The organism is Oerskovia paurometabola, assembly GCF_016907365.1.
GTDB lineage: Bacteria > Actinomycetota > Actinomycetes > Actinomycetales > Cellulomonadaceae > Oerskovia > Oerskovia paurometabola.
Genome location: NZ_JAFBBV010000001.1, coordinates 3,549,592 through 3,565,679, shown reverse-complemented (window position 1 = coordinate 3,565,679; position 16,088 = coordinate 3,549,592). Strand labels below are relative to the sequence as shown.

At 73.6% G+C, this 16,088-nt stretch carries 13 protein-coding genes; 5 read left to right on the top strand and 8 right to left on the bottom strand.

Annotated features, from left to right (window positions below; all coding sequences use genetic code 11):
• Positions 1-44: 44 nt before the first annotated feature.
• The 6 genes from JOD48_RS15940 to JOD48_RS15915 all read right to left on the bottom strand — a co-directional run bounded on the left by JOD48_RS15940 (position 45) and on the right by JOD48_RS15915 (position 5,916).
• Positions 45-233 carry a hypothetical protein gene (locus tag JOD48_RS15940; protein ID WP_138823125.1) on the bottom strand — a complete coding sequence of 63 codons (189 nt, stop codon included), beginning with the start codon at positions 231-233 and terminating at the stop codon, positions 45-47.
• A 29-nt stretch (positions 234-262) separates the two neighbouring features.
• Positions 263-1,423, bottom strand: coding sequence for a GNAT family N-acetyltransferase (locus JOD48_RS15935; RefSeq protein ID WP_204809763.1), 1,161 nt, complete (start codon positions 1,421-1,423; stop codon positions 263-265).
• A complete protein-coding gene (locus tag JOD48_RS15930; protein WP_204809762.1) occupies positions 1,420-2,622 on the bottom strand; it encodes a glycosyltransferase family 4 protein in 1,203 nt (400 codons plus the stop codon). The genes JOD48_RS15935 and JOD48_RS15930 overlap by 4 nt, the downstream gene beginning before the upstream one ends.
• 20 nt (positions 2,623-2,642) lie before the next feature.
• Positions 2,643-3,461: an ABC transporter permease gene (locus JOD48_RS15925; protein WP_204809761.1), complete on the bottom strand. Its 819-nt coding sequence runs from the start codon at positions 3,459-3,461 to the stop codon at positions 2,643-2,645.
• A gap of 2 nt (positions 3,462-3,463) precedes the next feature.
• Positions 3,464-4,672, bottom strand: coding sequence for an ABC transporter ATP-binding protein (locus JOD48_RS15920; protein ID WP_191791006.1), 1,209 nt, complete (start codon positions 4,670-4,672; stop codon positions 3,464-3,466).
• 119 nt (positions 4,673-4,791) lie between these two features.
• Positions 4,792-5,916 (bottom strand): glycosyltransferase family 4 protein, encoded by a 1,125-nt coding sequence (locus JOD48_RS15915; RefSeq protein ID WP_204809760.1) that lies wholly within the window; start codon positions 5,914-5,916, stop codon positions 4,792-4,794.
• A gap of 106 nt (positions 5,917-6,022) precedes the next feature.
• On the opposite strand from JOD48_RS15915, the gene JOD48_RS15910 reads away from it, so the two are divergent.
• Positions 6,023-9,397 carry a hypothetical protein gene (locus JOD48_RS15910; RefSeq protein WP_204809759.1) on the top strand — a complete coding sequence of 1,125 codons (3,375 nt, stop codon included), beginning with the start codon at positions 6,023-6,025 and terminating at the stop codon, positions 9,395-9,397.
• Positions 9,398-9,403: 6 nt separating this feature from the next.
• Here JOD48_RS15910 and JOD48_RS15905 read toward each other — a convergent pair whose 3' ends face one another.
• Positions 9,404-10,507: a glycosyltransferase family 4 protein gene (locus JOD48_RS15905; protein ID WP_204809758.1), complete on the bottom strand. Its 1,104-nt coding sequence runs from the start codon at positions 10,505-10,507 to the stop codon at positions 9,404-9,406.
• Between the two features lie 84 nt (positions 10,508-10,591).
• Here JOD48_RS15905 and JOD48_RS15900 point away from each other — a divergent pair, with 84 nt between their 5' ends.
• Positions 10,592-11,764, top strand: a complete 1,173-nt coding sequence (locus tag JOD48_RS15900; protein WP_204809757.1) for a glycosyltransferase family 4 protein — start codon at positions 10,592-10,594, stop codon at positions 11,762-11,764.
• Between the two features lie 101 nt (positions 11,765-11,865).
• Positions 11,866-12,681, top strand: a complete 816-nt coding sequence (locus JOD48_RS20230; protein WP_204809756.1) for a CPBP family intramembrane glutamic endopeptidase — start codon at positions 11,866-11,868, stop codon at positions 12,679-12,681.
• Between the two features lie 55 nt (positions 12,682-12,736).
• Here JOD48_RS20230 and JOD48_RS20225 read toward each other — a convergent pair whose 3' ends face one another.
• Complete coding sequence (locus JOD48_RS20225; RefSeq protein ID WP_204809755.1) at positions 12,737-13,390, bottom strand: phosphatase PAP2 family protein; 654 nt, start codon at positions 13,388-13,390, stop codon at positions 12,737-12,739.
• A gap of 227 nt (positions 13,391-13,617) precedes the next feature.
• Here JOD48_RS20225 and JOD48_RS15885 point away from each other — a divergent pair, with 227 nt between their 5' ends.
• Positions 13,618-14,781 carry a GNAT family N-acetyltransferase gene (locus JOD48_RS15885; RefSeq protein WP_191790999.1) on the top strand — a complete coding sequence of 388 codons (1,164 nt, stop codon included), beginning with the start codon at positions 13,618-13,620 and terminating at the stop codon, positions 14,779-14,781.
• Positions 14,778-15,980 carry a GNAT family N-acetyltransferase gene (locus tag JOD48_RS15880; RefSeq protein WP_204809754.1) on the top strand — a complete coding sequence of 401 codons (1,203 nt, stop codon included), beginning with the start codon at positions 14,778-14,780 and terminating at the stop codon, positions 15,978-15,980. The genes JOD48_RS15885 and JOD48_RS15880 overlap by 4 nt, the downstream gene beginning before the upstream one ends.
• The last annotated feature ends 108 nt before the right edge of the window (positions 15,981-16,088 follow it).

Below are 16,088 nucleotides of genomic sequence, written 5' to 3'. Positions count from 1 at the left end.
GAGAGAAGATCCTCGATCGACCCGGTCAGGGAGGAGAGGAGGTGTCAGCGAACCGTCGGGAGGCCCGACGGCGGGCCCTCACCGGGGTGCAGGAGGCCGAGCTCCGGGCCACGGTAGGCCGTGCGACGCAGGTACACGGGGGCAGCCGGGGCGGGGTCCGAGGACGCGTCGGTCCATGCCCGCCCCGTGTGCCCGAGCGTCGCGGCGAGGATGCCGCGGTCGTTCCATGCCATCGCTCGCCCCCCACCAGGTGTCGTCCCGATCATGACGCGTCCTCGACCGTCTCGCGCGGTGTGCCCACGACGCGAGCACGCAGCCGGCGCAGGGTCGGCACCGAGCGCACGAGGAGGCGCGGGAGGAGGCCCCGCGTTGCGAGCACGACGCCGACCAGCGTCCGGCGGTCCCGGTAGAGGCCGCTCGGGCCGACGTTCTTGGGGTGCAGGCACGGGTCGAACCGGTCCGCGGTCGTGCTCCCCAGGACGAACTCCTGCTCCATGACGCGTCCGATCACGCCCGGACTGAACTTCGCGAAGCGTTCGTCGTACGTGTCCATGAGCGAGTACAGCGTCCCGCCGGCGCCCAGGAGCATCGACATGTAGACCACGTCGTCGCCCGCGACGAGCGTGAGCAGGTGGAGGTTCTTGCGGTCGCGCAGGCCGTCGGTCACGTCGGTGAACCACTCGACGGCTCCCGGCGTCACGTCGAGCGCCCCGCCGTCCTGGTCGACGTCGCCCTTCCAGCCGGAGGCCTCGAGAGCGACGAAGTCCTCGAAGGCCCGGGGGTCCGCCCCGCGGTCCTCCATGACGAGCGGCCGTCCGGTCGACTCCTCGAGGCGTCGGGTCAGGCGCTCGACCTGCTTGCGCTTGGAGCGGCTCAGGGCGTCCCGAGGGGCGGGCGCGTCGCTCGCGCGGTCGAGGAACGCCCGCTCGAACCGGGACCGTTCGAGCAGCGGGACACCGGCGCGGCGGCACGCGTCGTGGAGGGCGTCGCTCAACGCTCCCTCGCCGGGCAGCAGGGTGAGCTCGACGAGGGGAGGGAAGCCGTTGCGCCGGTCCGCGAGGAAGCCGAGCAGGTGGTCGAGCGCGGTCGCCGCGTGCTCGGTGTCGACGAGGGGCGCGCACAGCGGCGCGTCGTCCTTGAGGAAGGCGCCCGCGGTCGTCGCGTACCGCAGCGGGGTGCCGTGGAACCGCTCGTCGCGGCTCAGGGGCAGGAGCGCGATCATGCGGTCGTCGCGCTCGACGACGAGGAGCACGATCCCCGCGGTCCGTGCGAGCCACCGGGAGGCCGAGAGCAGGTAGGCGGGGGACAGGAAGGGGTTGGGCTCGAGCGCGCGGTCCACGAGGTCGGCCCAGCGCTCGGCCTCGACGGGCGTCACGTCGCCCAGCCGGAGCGTCCGGGCGCTCACGACGCCCGCCGGGTTCACGCCGGTCTCCCGGGGCTGTGGGCCAGGGTGCCGGCGAGGACCTGGTCCAGCCGTGCGCGGGCGTGGGACCAGTCCATCTCGGCCGCGTGCGCGTGCCCCGCCTCCTGGGTGCGGTCGAGCAGGGACTCGTCGTCGGCGAGCGCGGCGAGGGTCTCGGCGAGGGCGGCGACGTCGCCGGGGGGCACGAGGATCCCGGCGGTCCCGACGGCTTCGGGGATCCCGCCGATGTCGGAGGCCACGACGGCGGCCCCTGCGGCCATGCCCTCGAGCGCGGTCAGGGCGAACGGCTCGGCCCAGCGTGAGGGGACCACGACCACGTCGGCCGTGCGCAGGACCTCGCGCACCTCGCCGCGGGGGAGGAAGCCCGTGAAGGTCGTCGGCACGGTCGTCCCCGCGGCGCGTCGGCGCAGGTCGCGCTCGTAGGGCGTCAGGGGGTCCGCGGCGTCGAAGCCCGCGGCACCGACCACGGTGAGCCGCACGTCGGAGCGCGCGAGGCGCCGGACGGCGTCCACGACGAGGTCCACGCCCTTGTCCGGGATGGTGCGACCGACGAAGACCACGTGCAGGGCGTCGCCGCGCGCGGGGCGGCCCGTCGTGGGTGCCCCGCCGCTCGTCGTCGGGGCGTCGACCCCGTTGTGGACCACGACCACGCGGTCCCGGAGACCGGGCGGGAGCAGCGCCGTCGTCTCGTCGGCCAGGAACGCGCTCACGCACACGATGCGGTGCACCGGCCCGAGCGTGCGGGCCAGCTCGCGGTGGCCGTAGGTGCGCAGGAGCTGGTTGTGCGCGTAGAGCACGGGCAGGTGCTGCTCGGCGTCGACGAGCGGGACGAGCTGGGGGGCGTTGTGCGCGAACACGTACGACGGCGCCCAGGCGCCCTGGTCGCGGACGGTCGCCGCGAACGCGCGGCGGGCGCCGTGACGGGGAAGCCTCACGCGTGAGGCGGCCGCGTCGGTGTATCGCTCCCAACCTCGTGCCGAGGCCTGCGGGTACTCGATGACGTGCGCGCCGTCGTAGCGGTCGGGGTAGGTGCCGCGCGCCACGACGACCGACGACGGCGCGGACCCTGCGGACGCGCCGCGCACCAGGCCGTCCACGACGGTCGGCACGGCGCTCCCCGTGCGCGGGGAGTAGTGGTCGCCGGGGGTCAGGACGTGGACGTGCTCGCGTGCGGGCAGAGTCTGGTCGGACCGCTTCATCGGGACCCCTCCTGACCGGGTCAGATCACGTCGGCGAAGCCACGCTCGAGCTTCTGGAAGATCAGTGCGCCACCCGTGAAGGCGAGCCCCGACACCACGACCAGGGCGACGACCTGCCACGCCTCGGGGGCCGCCTGCCCGAGCAGCGACCAGCGGAAGCCCTCGAGCAGCCACGTGAGCGGGTTGATGTTGAAGATCCACAGCAGGTTCGCCGGGACGGCCTCCAACGAGTAGGCGACGGGGGTCGCGTACATGAGGATCTGGACGACCCAGGGCAGGGCGTACCCGACGTCGCGGTACTTGACCATGACGGCCGAGCTCGCGACCCCGATCGCAGCGCCCAGCAGCACGGCCAGCAGCGTCCAGAACGGCAGGAGCAGGATGGGCCACCCGGGGTTGATCCCGTAGACGAACAGCAGGATCACGAACAGCCCGAACGCGACGGCGTAGTCGACGAGGACCGCGAGGATCGTCGAGAGCGGCACGAGCATGCGCGGGAAGAAGACCTTCGACACGAGCGACTGGTTCGCCACGAGCGACGACGACGAGCGGCTCGCGACGCCGCTGAACACGTTCCACGCGAGCTGGCCCGCGAAGGCGAAGATGAAGTACGGGACGCCGTTGCTCGGCAGGTCCGCGACCTGACCGAACACGATCGCGAAGATCCCGGCCGCGGCGAGCGGCTGCAGGATGACCCAGCCGACACCGATCACGGTCTGCCGGTAGCGCAGCAGGACGTCGCGCCGACCGAAGCTGATCAGGACCTCGCGGGCCTCCCACAGCTCCTTGACCGACGGCAGGTCCCACCGCCCGGGCGGGGTGATCACGGTCTTGCTCATCGTCACCACCTCTCGTACTGGAAGTCGGCCAGGACCATGCCGTGGGTCAGCGCCTCGTCGGACGTGACCTCGGGGTACGGCGGGTTGGGCAGGATCTCGAAGGCTCCTGCGCCCTCCCAGGCGTCGAGGATGCCGGTCTTGCAGACGTACAGGTCGTACGTGTACTTGCCCGGCTTGAGCCACAGGTCCTTGATGGTCAGCGCGCCGCGCTGGGGGACGGTCGGGTCGAGCCACAGTCCGACGAGGCGGGAGTCGCACTGGACGACGATGTTCCCGTTCATGTCGTTGACGTGGCACGAGACGAAGTAGCTGCCGACCAGGTCCGGGTTGGCGTTCACCGCGAACTCGATGACCTTGTCCTCGGTGGGCTCCATGGTCTCCTCGGCGATCGTCGCCTCGGTGAAGCGGAGCTCGCCGGTGCCGGCGCGCCGGGACGCGTCCTGCTGGGCGACGTGGAAGCTCGTGAAGCTGTTGCGGTACTCCGCGAGCGCGTCCTCGACGTTGCCCGCGTAGGTGAGCTTGCCCTGGTCGAGGTAGATCGCCCGGGTGCACAACGCGGAGACGGTCTGCGCCTGGTGGCTCACGTACAGCACCGTGCGACCGTCGCGCGCGACGTCGCGCATCTTGGCGAGCGACTTGGCCTGGAACTCGGCGTCGCCGACCGCGAGGACCTCGTCGATCGCGAGGATCTCGGTCTCGAGGTGCGCGGCGACCGCGAACGCGAGGCGCACGTACATGCCCGACGAGTAGCGCTTGACCGGGGTCTCGAGGAACTTCTCGACGCCCGAGAAGTCCACGATCTCGTCGAAGCGACGCTGGATCTCCTTGCGCCGCATGCCCAGGAGCGTGCCGTTGAGGTAGACGTTCTCCCGACCCGTGAGCTCGGGGTGGAAGCCGGTGCCGACCTCGAGCAGGCTGCCCACGCGGCCGCCCAGCTCGATGCGACCCGCCGACGGTGCGGTGATCCGGGTCAGGAGCTTGAGGAGCGTGCTCTTGCCCGCACCGTTGCGCCCGATGATGCCCAGCGCCTCGCCCCACGGGACCTCGAAGTCGACGTCCTTGAGCGCCTCGAAGTCCTCGAACTCGGGCTTGTGCAGCGGGTGCTTGACCCGGTTGATCACTGCCTCGGCAGCGGTCGTCGGCCGGAAGCCGCTCTTCGCGATGCGGTAGGACTTGCCCAGGCCCTTCACGGCAACAGCGGGATCCGCCACGGTGTCCCCTTCGGCATGGTGTCCGCGCGATGCGGATCGAGTGGTGGTCGGAGGCGTCTCGACCGGTGAGAACCGGGCCGTCTGCGACACGGGCACACTATCAGCGGGCGCGCGCCGTATCAGGGCCTGGAGCGGGTGGAATTCTCCGACAGCCACGCGACGATCGGTGCGGTCGTGCGTTCCCACGGCAGCTCGTCCATCGCCCAGCGGTAGGTCCGTCGTCCCTCGTCGTCGGCGAGCGCCCGGTCTGGCCCCAGCCGCTCGACGAGCCAGGCGACCCACTCGTCGGTGTCGTTCGTGACGCGCGCGGGGGAGCCCGGGTGCGCGCTCGCACCGTCGGTCGTGGCGATCACGGGGCGCCCGGTCGCGAGGGCCTCGCCGAACTTGACGGGGGCGCCGACCCCCGCGCGCACGGGGACCCCGACCACGCGCGAGACCGCCGTGAGGTCGGACAGCGCGGGGACGCGTCCGAGCGCGCGGAAGCCCTCGATCTCGGCGAACCGCGCGGGGGTGCCGTTCCCCGCCACGTGCCACTCGGCGTCGGGCACGGCCTCGCGCACCCGAGGCCACACGTCCTTGGCGAACCACGCGATCCCGGCGGTGTTCGGTGTCCAGGACCAGTTGCCGAACATGCCGACCACGGGCGGCGGCGCGGCGGCAGGGGGCGGCGGCCACTCGGACTCGTCGATCCCGTGCGGGGCGACGATCCGCCGCGCGGTCCCGCCGTCCGGCAGGCGGTCGAGCTCGGCGGGGGAGCACACCGAGACGGCCGACGCGTCGCGCAGGACGCGGTCCTCGATCTGGCGGAACGTGGCGGCCTCACGCGTCCTGCCATACCGGGACAGCCAGGGGCTCATGACGTTGTGGACGTCGACCAGGACGGGGACGCCGAGCCTGCGCCCTGCTCCGCGCAGCAGCGCCCAGGACTCGAGGTGGGCCACGATCACGTGGTCGTACCGACCCGAGCGCGCGCGACGGCGCGCGAGGAAGTAGCGGGTCGGGTGGGGGAGGCGCTTGTGGAGGAACGGCGCGAAGCGCTCGACGGTCGCGATCTCCCGCAGGGTCGTGTCGTCCTGGTCCCCGGCGAGCGTCATGACGTGCACCGACCAGCCCGCGCGGACCAGGGCACGGATCTGGAAGTACTGGCGTCGTTGGCCGCCCTGACCGTCGCGGTCGGGGGTCTCGTTGCTGAGCCAGAGGACCGAGCCCCGGGCACGGGCGGCGTCGGGCGGGTCCGTGTCCATGCGGTCAGCGTAGGGGATGGCCCCCTGCCCGGACGGCCCCGCCGTGAGGGTGAAATCCGCGGGCGGTCGCCCCGCCTGACGGGGGTGCCGGACGTACGATCGACCCTTGGCCCACCCTTCCGGGCCCGACGGGAGCACCGACGTGACCGACCCGCCAGCGCCGAGCGAGCGCCCCACGCCCTGGTACCGACGACGCCGGGCCTGGGTGGTCGGCGTCGCGGGGACGGTCGTGGTCGCCACGGCGGCGGTGCTCGTCGTCCGCGCGGTCGGTGACGGAGCGGCCGCCGACCCCGGGGCGTCCGGGGCGCCCATGCCCTCGGTCGTCAGCGTGAGCGAGCCCGGGGCGGCCCCGGTGTGCGGGTTCCCAGTGGTCGACAAGATCACGCACGACGGCGTCGACGCGGCGGACCTGGGCGGTCGCCGGGACGTCGTCGACGACGTCGCGACCCTGACGGACGGCACCGTCCTCTCGATGCGGGTCCGGGACGGGCTCGCGTACGTCCTGGAGTGGGACCGGTCGAGCGCCTACCGCGTGACCCGCTACGACGTGGCGACGGGCGAGGCGAAGGGCACGACGGACTTCGAGCTGCAGCTCGACGAGGGCAACGAGGCGTTCAGCCCCGAGCAGTTCGAGGTCGACGCCGACGGCGGGATCTACTTCCTCGACACGCTCATGCAGCGCCGCGACCTGGTCCGCTTCGAGCCCGACGGCACCCGGTCCTGGACGACGCACCTGCCCGAGGGCGACCAGACCGAGGGCGGGGTCCTCGACCTGTACGGCATGGCGATGTGGGACGACCTCGACGGGCGGCCCGTGATCGGGGTGCACGAGACCGAGCGCACCCTGCACCTCGTGGGGACCGACGGGAAGATCGTCGGCACGCGGGACGACTTCCCGGGCCAGGTGCTGGGGCAGCTCCCGGACGGCGGGCTGGTGCTCGAGTCGTCGGGGACGTCGGACGCGGGGGCCACCGACGACCTGACGGTCCTCGACCAGGACGGGGCCGAGGAGCTGCACCTCGGTGCGACCGCGAACCGCAAGTGGGCGTTCGCCAAGCCGTCGCAGCACTGGTTCGACTCCGTGGTCGGCGTCGCGCCGGCCCCCGACGGCGACGGGCTCGTGGTGATCGAGGACGGTCTCGGGTTCGAGCACGTGGGCGCAGACGGCGTCCGCCGCGGCGTCTGGCCCGACGCGCGCGCCGACCTCGACGCGGACTTCACGCTCCTCGACGGGTCGCCCCTCGTGCTCGACGACGGCACGTACTACGCGCTGACCACGAGCGAGGGGGCCGTCGCGCTCACCGCCGTCACGGCCGACCGCATGGCCTACCAGCTCGGCGCGCCCGTGAAGTACAACGCGATCAACGACGGGTTCCTCTCCGTCATGGGCGCGGGGGCCGGGCTCGTCACGGACGAGGTCTACAACTACTTCCCGCCGGGCGAGGAGCCCGCGGTCCGCCTGAGCCTCGACGACTCGTGGGGACGCTGGGCCGACCGGTACGAGCTGCGCTTCCAGGTGCGGGGCGACCCGCGGGTGCTTGACCCGGTCGTGGGTGACGAGCAGGTCGTCGACCTCCCTGCCGACGGCGGGGACGTGCCCGTGACGCTGCCCGCCGCACGGCCCGGGGTCTACGAGGTCGACGCGGCGCTGGTCGACCGCGAGAGCGGCGACCCGGTCTCGGGGACGTGCCTGCGCTACACGGTCGGGGCCCCGGGTGCCCCGCTCGACCTCGCCGGGCTGGCCGACGGCGCCGACTGGGGCGGGGCCTCCGTCCTGCGCGGGGTGCAGCTCGCCGACCAGCTCGGCGTGGGCAGCTTCCGCTGGCAGCTCGACTTCGGGGCGATCGTGCCCGACCCGACCGGCACCCCGAGCGCCGACGGGCTCGTCTGGGACTCGCTCCCGAGCGCCGGCGTGCCCGAGCCCGAGGAAGGCGCCGAGGCCGACCCGTTCGCCGAGCTCCAGGCTGCTGCGGCGCTCGCGGACGCCAGCGGGGTCGCGCTGACGCTGCAGCTCGGGTCCGGCGGCGAGGCCGAGCGGGCCGCGGTCGACGCTGGCACCTGGGAGGGCTGGTCGCGCGAGATCGTCGCGGCGATCGCTCAGGAGGCGCCGGGGATCGTGGCCTGGCAGCCGTGGAACGAGCCCAACAACACGGGCTTCGACGACGGCGCGCAGTACGAGGAGCAGATCGGTGCGCCGTTCGCGGCCGGGGCGCGCGCCGCGTTCCCGGGCGTCCGGATCGTCGGCGGGAACACCCTGGGCATCGTGCCCGAGTGGTGGGCCGCGCTCGTCGAGGCCGGCGGGTGCGCCTCGATGGACGTCGTCGGGATCCACCCCTACACGGGCCTCAACCGCTCGTGGGAGGAGCAGGGGTTCTCGCAGCCGGGCGACGACCTGGACGCGCTGCGCGAGGCCCTCGCCCCGTGCGGGGACCTGCCCGTCTGGGACACCGAGTCCGGCTGGTGGTCCGACGGCGTCGCGAACTTCTGGGCGGGCGGCTCGGACGTCGCGCGCAAGCTCCTCTGGTACGGGTCCGAGGGGATCGACGAGTGGACGTACTTCTTCTCCGAGGGGGGATTCGGGGAGTCGGGCAACTCGTGGTCGCTCGTCCAGTACGGCAGCTACGTCAAGCCGTCCGGGGCGGCGTTCGCCGCGACGTCGGCCCTGCTCGCCCCCTACGGGGCGCCCACTTTCGTCGAGACGGGCGCGCCCGGCACGTTCGCGGCCTCGGCCGAGGGGCCGGCGGGCGAGCAGCTGCTCGCGGTCTGGGGCGACGACCTGACGACCACGCTGCGCGTCACGGCCGACGGCGGCCCGGGCACGCTGCGGGTGGTCGACCAGTACGGGGCCGAGACGAGCCTCGAGGTCGGCCCGGACGGTGCCGACCTCCCGGTCACGGGAGCGCCCGTCTTCCTCGTGGGTGCGCCGGGCCAGGCGCTCGCGGTCGAGGCCACCCGGCCGTTCGGCCCGGACCTCCTGGCCGGGCGGCCCGTCACGGCCACCTCGACCCACGAGGAGGCCGACGCCCAGGTCGTGACGTCCGGGACGTTCGACGTGCGCGACCCGTGGCGGTCCGGTCGGCTCGCGGACGACGTCGTCGACGAGAACCCGTCGGTGACCGTGACGACCGACGGGCCGCAGACGATCGACCGGATCGGTGTCGCGACGGCCGGGATCCGGTGCTGCAGCATGGGGCTGCGGGACTACACCGTCTCGGTCCAGCTCCCCGACGGCACCTGGCAGGACGTGGTCCAGCGCAAGGACCAGTTCTCCGACCGGGTCGCCGTGTTCGAGATCGACCCGGTCGAGGTCACCGCGGTGCGTGTCTCGGTGCCCATGACGACCGAGCGAGGAGTGCCCGTGCTCGCGGCGAACTACTCGGGCGTCGTGGGCGGGCTGCACCCGTCCTTCCTGCCGCTCAGCACCGAGAGCGCGTACGTCGCGACCGTGAGCGCGCTCCAGGCCTGGGGGCCCGGGGCCTGACCCGCGTCAGCGCGCGGCCACGGCCCGCCACACGGCCGCGTGCTGCGCCGCGCTGCGCTCCCACGTGAAGTCGGCCGAGCGGGCCCGGCCGCGCTCGACCATGGCCGCGACCTCCGGGTCGTCGGAGAGCGCGAACAGGGTCGCCTGGGCGATCTCGTCGGGCGTCGGGTCCACGAGCAGCCCGCCGTCGCCCACGACCTCGGGCAGCGAGCTCGTGCGTGCCGCGACCACGGGCACCCCTGCGGCCATGCCCTCGAGCGCGGGCAGGCCGAAGCCCTCGTAGTGCGAGGGGACCACGACGACGGCGGCGCCCGCGACCAGACCCGGCATGACGTCGTCGGGCAGGCGGCCCACGAGGCGCGTGCCCGCGAGCGCGCCGAACAGCGCGTCGCGCCGGGCGTTGCGCGGACCGCTCATGACGAGCGTCAGGTCCGGGCGCGCGCTGTGGATCAGGGGCCACGCCGCGGCGAGGCTCTCGAGGTTCTTGCGCCGCGACGCGCCGCCCGCGTGCAGCACGTACGGGCCGGTGATGCCCAGCGCGTCGAGCGCCGCGGCGTCGAGGGGCGGCGTGCGGAAGTAGCGCTCGTCGACCCCGTTGTAGGCGACGTGCGGGCGCTCGACGCCGAGCAGCTCGGCGATCTCGTCGGCGCTGAACTCGGAGACCGTGACGACGGCCGCCGCGCGCCGGGCCTCCTCGGCGGCTGCGCGCACCGGGCGGGACTCGTCGTCGAACCGCCAGGACACCACGTCCTGGATGGTCACGACGTCGCGCGTCGGGTGCGGGGGCAGCTCGAGCCCGACGCGGTGCACGACGGCGCCGCGCGGGTACACGACCCGGCCTGCGGCCCGGCGCAGCGCGGGCGAGGCCGTGCCGAGGCGGGAGAGCGGGAGGCGGAGCGTGCCCGGCAGGGGCGAGCGCAGGGAGCGGGCGACGGTGCGCTTCACGGTCCAGTCCTCGGCCCGTGCGGGAGCCTGCGACGCGGTGGGTGAAACCGCGCCTCCGGGCGGTGCGGAGAGGGCTCGGGCCGCCCGGGTGGCGACCTCCTCCTGATAAACTTGCGCGCCCATGGGCACCTCAACCGCGACGGTCGCGATCACCAGCTGCGGCATGCGGGGAGTCCGTTCTCTCGCGGCACGGGAAGTGCCCCACTCTAGCGGCGCGCGGCGCCCCGACCACGGTCTCCAGGGGGCGAAATGAGTCCCCGCACCGCGCTCGTCACCAGCTCCTACGCGCCCCGCACGGGCGGCGTCGAGACCCACGTCCAGCACGTCGCGCGCGTGCTCGCCGCGCGCGGCGAGACGGTCGAGGTGTGGGCCGTCGACCAGGGCGAGCACCTCGGGACCCGCGTGCTCGACGGCGTCACGGTCCGCTACCTCCCGACCCCCCAGCCCTCGCGCGGCGCTCGCGGCGTCCTGTCCTTCGCGCTGCGGTGGCCCGCCGCTGCCTGGCGCTGGTCCCGCGCGTACCGCTCGCTGCGCCCCGACGTCCTGCACGTGCAGTGCTTCGGCCCCAACGGCGTCTACGCCACGGCACTGGGGGGCGTCACCCGCACGCCGCTCGTCGTCAGCTCGCACGGAGAGACGTTCGCCGACGACCACGACGCGCTCGGCACGTCCTGGTGGATGCGCACCTGGTTCGGTACGGCCCTCACCCGCGCGGACGCCGTGACGGGTTGCTCGACCATCGTCACCGACGACCTGGCCGAGCGTTTCGGGTACGGGGGCGCCGTCGTCGTGCCGAACGGGGTCGAGCTGGGTGCGGGCGCCGCCGACCCTGTGGCCGCCGCCGGCGCGACCGAACCCGTACTGCTGGCGGTCGGCCGCGTCGAGCACGTCAAGGGCTTCGACCTGCTGCTCGAAGCCTTCGCGGCGTCACCTCTCGCCGAGCGGGCCCGGCTCACGATCGTGGGCGACGGGTCGGAGCTCGCGGAGCTGCGGCGTCGGGCCCGGGCGCTCGGGGTCGAGGACCGCGTGTCCTTCCCCGGGATGCTGGGGCCGGACGCCGTCGCCGAGGCGCTCGCGGCGGCCACGGTCGTGGTCGTGCCGAGCCGCAAGGAGGCCGCGTCGATCGTGGTGCTCGAGGCCTGGCGGGCCGGGCGCCCCGTGGTGGGCACCGTGCTCGGGGGGCCCCGCACGCTCCTCACCGACGGCGTCGACGGCCTGCTCGTCGACCCCCGGGACGCCGGGGCGCTCGCGGACGCGATCGGGTCGCTGCTCGACGCGCCGGACCTCGCGGCCGCGCTCGGGGCCGCGGGCCGCCGCGAGGTCGAGCGCTACACGTGGGAGGCCGTCGTGGACCGGTACGACGACCTCTACGAGCGCGTCCTGAGATCCCGGTCCGCCCGGCGAGCGCGCGCGCCGAGGTAGTACCTCCTGCGCGAGGTAGAACTCAGCGGGCACTACCTCGACGCAGGAGGTTCTACCTCGCGAGCGGCGTCCCGCTTCGGCTCCGGCCATATCGTTGCGGGGTGACGGACGCACGGATCGCTCGGCAGTTCATGGCGCTCACTTTTCTGATCGCCTATGGGCTCTCCGGTGGGCTGATCGTGGCGGCCCGCTTCGGCTACGAGGTGAACAACGTTGTCACCACGGTTCCCGAGCTCCTGGCGAACGTGCCGTTCGCGATCTACATCCTCTCGCCCGCGATCGCCTCCTACGTCGTCCTGCGAGCGAACCGCAAGGTCTCGGGTCTCTGGGAGTGGCTGAGGGTCGTGTTCGCAGCCCGGGGCCGCCCCGCGGGGTATCTGTTCGCCTTCTTCGCGCTCGCGGTGTACTTCTCGCTCCACCTGCTGGTCTCCGGTCCCTCCGCGCACGCGGTTCCGTGGTTCATGTTCTTCCTGTCGTTGCCGGGCAATCTCGTCATCGGCGGCATGGAGGAGGCCGGCTGGATGACCGCGCTGCAGCCCGGGCTCGATCGGCGGTGGGGATTCGTCACGTCCTCACTGGTGGTCGGGGTCGTCTGGCTCCTCTGGCACGTGCCGCTCTTCTTCATTCCTGGCACGAACCACGAGTCTGGTCTGATCGACTTCTGGATGTTCGCGGTCCAGATCATGGCGTTCCGCTTCCTCTACGGCGCGGTCTTCAGGGTGTCGGGTACGAACGGGGTGTTCCTGTGCATCCTCAGCCACACGGTGTTCAACGCCGCCAGCTTCACTCTCGGCATCCCGCCGACGACCTGGACGGGCACCCTCACTGCCAACGCGGCGGTGGTGATCCTTGCCCTCGCGTCGGTGACGCTCTCCCACAGGTCTCGGGCGAGTCGTCGATGGCGCGTCGCGCACTGAGGATCACTCAGGGGCGGCCCGGCGAGAGGCACGGCATGGCAGCGAACCGACCTCGTCAGCCCGACGAGGCCACCGGCAGCGTCCGGCGCTGCGTGAGCGCGAGCACCAGGCACGTGAGCGCCCCCACGAGCGCGAGGGAGGCGACGACGTCGCTCGGGCGGTGCGCGTGCTCGAGCAGCGACGCGACGCACGCCACGAGGCTCACGACCACGGCCCACGCCACGAGCGCTCCCGAGCGGCGCGGCCACAGGAACAGGACCGCGACGCACAGCGCGGCCGTCACCGCGACGTGCCCCGAGGGCAGGGTGTTCTGGGGGTAGGCGAGGTCGGCGAGGTCCGGCCGGTCGAGCGCCCCGTCGCGGAGCCAGCGGGCGAGCGGGACCGTGACGACCACGACGGCCACGGCGCGCGCGACGGCCCGCCACCGGCGGGCCCGCAGCGCGAGCACCCCGAGGACCGCGCACACGACCCCGAGCGCCACGGGCAGGGCCGGTCGCAGGACCTGCGCGAACGACCCGAGGAACGGGTTGAGCTGCTGCCACGAGACGAACGCGCCGTTGTCGAGCTGCTGCCCCGTGAGCGTGCGGACGGTCACGACGTACGTCGCGGCGAACACCGCGCCCAGCAGGATCGCTCCGGCGAGCAGGAGCGGGACGCGTGCCGACCGCCCGCGGCGGGTGCCGACGTCGTGCAGCTCGTCCGTGGTCACGGGCAGCCTTCCTGGGAGTGCGTCGGGCGGCGCCTGGGGGGCGGCTGCGGGCAGCGGCGATCACTGTCGGACGACGACGGCGCGGCGTGGGGAATCCGGTCGGGTGAAATCAGTGCTCCCACTGTGGCCCCGGCGTCGTTCGGTGTCTACCGTCGTACTGCAGATGCCCCGGGCACCGATCTCGCGAGGTCCAGGGAAAGCGATCGCCGGACGACAGAGGGTCCTTCATGGCACGTAGTCGTGTGCTGAGCATCATCGACCTGACGGATCAGGAGATCGAGGCGTGGCGGGCGCTCGCAGCCCGCGCCGCCGAGCCCAACCCGTACTTCGAGCCCGAGATGCTGGTGCCCGCGGTGCGCGAGCTCAGCGGTGGGTCCGGGCTGCGGCTCCTGGTCGTCGACGAGGTCCCGGGCGGGGCCGCGGGCCCGGGTGTCGGGGACCTCAGTGGGGCCCAGCCAGGCGGCTGGTGGGCCGCGCTCCCGTTCGAGATGGTCCCGGGCGACAAGCACTGGCCGTGGCGGCACGCCTCGACCGGGTCGGACTTCCTGGCGCTGTACTGCCCGCTGGGCACGCCGCTGGTCGACGGAGCGCGCGTCGACGAGGCCGTCGAGGCGCTGGTGGACGCGTTCCACGAGCGACGCCGCGAGCTCGGGCAGGCGATCGACCTGCACCTGCTGGTGCAGGACGGGCGGGTCGGCCGGCGGCTCGAAGAGGTGTGCCGGGAGCGAGGCGTCCCCGTGCACACGTGGGGTGGCGACCCCCGCGGAGCGGTCCGGTTCGACGAGGGGGAGTCCGGGAGCTGGGCCGAGCGTATGCCTCGCGGCAAGTCGCTCGCGCGCGGCCGCCGGCGCCTCGAGCGCGCGGTGGGCGAGACGCTGGTCCTGGAGGACCGGGGGGACGACCCCGAGATCGCGAAGGCGTTCCTCGACTTCGAGCAGCAGGGGTGGAAGGGCGACGCGTCGCGCGGCGGCATGGGGTTCCGGAGCCGCCGGGGTGGGCAGGAGTGGTTCACGCAGATGCTCGCGGGCTTCGCCGAGACCGGGCGGGCGCACGTGTTCGCTCTCGTCGCCGGAGGGGTCCTGCTGCACATGGCGGTGATCGTGTGCACGGGGTCCACGGCGTTCGGCTACTTCGACGTGTACAGCGAGGAGTGGGCCCGGTACGGACCGGGCGCGATCGGGCGCATGATGGCGTTGTCGTGGCTCGACGAGAACTCGGACGTCGAGGTGTTCGACAGCTCGATGAACCCCTCGCTGTACAAGGACGCGACGGACCTGTTCCCCGACCGGCTCACGATGGTCTCGTCGACCGTCGTCACGGGGGGCGTCGTCGCGCGCCTGACCATGCGGGTCATGCGCGCCGCGGCGCGCGTGGTGCGGCGCTTCCGGTGACGACCTTTGCGGGTGCCCCGGGCCGGGCCAGGGCGGCGGGGGCCGACGTCGCGAGCCGGATCGTGCGCGTGGCTGACCTGGGCGCCGACGACCTCGCGGCCTGGCAGCGCCTCGCGGACTCCTCGCTCGAGCCCAACCCGTACTTCGAGCCCGCCGTCCTGGGTGCGGCCGCGCGCGGGCTGGGGGGCGGGCGTGCGGTCACGGCGCTCGTCGTGGCCGACGGGTCGGGCTGGCTCGCGTTCCTCCCGTTCGAGACGGTGGGCCGGAACCGGTTGTGGCCCGCGCGGCACGCGAGCCTCGACGGGCCGTTCGTCGAGCGGTTCGCGGCGCTGCGCGCGCCCCTCGTGGACGCGGCCCGCCCGCGGCTCGCGGTCGAGGCGCTGGTCGAGGCCCTCCATGCCCGACGGCGAGCGCTCGGCCAGGCGGTCGACCTGCCGTTGCTGAGGGCGTCCGGGGAGACGACGACGCTGCTGCTGGACGCCTTCGCCCGTGCCGGGATGCCGGTGCGCGAGTGGGACCGGATCTCGCGCGGGGCGCTCGTGCCGGGGCAGGGGCCGGGCTCAGGGGCAGGCCAGGAGGCGGGCGACGTGCTCGGTCCGCACCTGTCGGCCTCGCGGCGCAAGAACCTCCGGCGCGGGCGGCGACACCTCGTCGAGGAGCTCGGGCAGGAGCTGCGGATCGTCGACGCGACGGACGAGCCGGACGTCGTCGAACACTTCCTCGACCTGGAGGCCGCAGGCTGGAAGGGCGACCGGGCCAAGGGAGGGGAGGCCCGGCGCGTGGTGCCAGGCGCCGCGGCGTGGTTCACGGGCCTGGTCGAGGCGTACCGCGAGCGCGGTGAGGCGCACGTGCTGCGGGTCGGCCCGGCCGGGGCGCCCGTGTACCTCGCGGTGCGCGTCCGGCGCGACGGTGTGGTCTTCTCGATCTCCGACGCCTACGACCCGGCCTGGTCGGCGCACTCACCCGGGGCGTGGGGGCGGCTGCTCGGCATGCGCCTGCTGGCCGGGATGCCGGGGACGGTTCTGGTCGACAGCTGCATCGACCCGCGCCGGTACCCCGACGAGACGCTGCTCTACCCCGAGCGCGTGGACCTGGTCTCGGTCACGTGCGCCGTGGGGAGCTGGCCGTCGCGGGTGCTGCTGTCGGCGATCGTGGCGGCGGGGCGGGTGCGCAGGTGGGTGCGGGAGCGGCGGCGCTGAGGAGCTGCTGGAGCGCGTTGGTGCTCCGACGAGCGAGTGAGCGGAGAAGGCGCGGGTGAAGTTCCTGCCGGCCGTGCGTCGCGCATCGGACGACTCTGGGACTTCGGT

Excerpts from the sequence above, each read along its gene's own strand:
- JOD48_RS15900 (WP_204809757.1), top strand. The coding sequence starts at position 10,592 with ATGAGTCCCCGCACCGCGCTCGTCACCAGCTCCTACGCGCCCCGCACG.
- JOD48_RS15885 (WP_191790999.1), top strand. The coding sequence starts at position 13,618 with ATGGCACGTAGTCGTGTGCTGAGCATCATCGACCTGACGGATCAGGAG.
- JOD48_RS15905 (WP_204809758.1), bottom strand. The coding sequence starts at position 10,507 with ATGCCGCAGCTGGTGATCGCGACCGTCGCGGTTGAGGTGCCCATGGGC.
- JOD48_RS15915 (WP_204809760.1), bottom strand. The coding sequence starts at position 5,916 with ATGGACACGGACCCGCCCGACGCCGCCCGTGCCCGGGGCTCGGTCCTC.
- JOD48_RS15940 (WP_138823125.1), bottom strand. The coding sequence starts at position 233 with ATGGCATGGAACGACCGCGGCATCCTCGCCGCGACGCTCGGGCACACG.
- JOD48_RS15925 (WP_204809761.1), bottom strand. The coding sequence starts at position 3,461 with ATGAGCAAGACCGTGATCACCCCGCCCGGGCGGTGGGACCTGCCGTCG.
- JOD48_RS15930 (WP_204809762.1), bottom strand. The coding sequence starts at position 2,622 with ATGAAGCGGTCCGACCAGACTCTGCCCGCACGCGAGCACGTCCACGTC.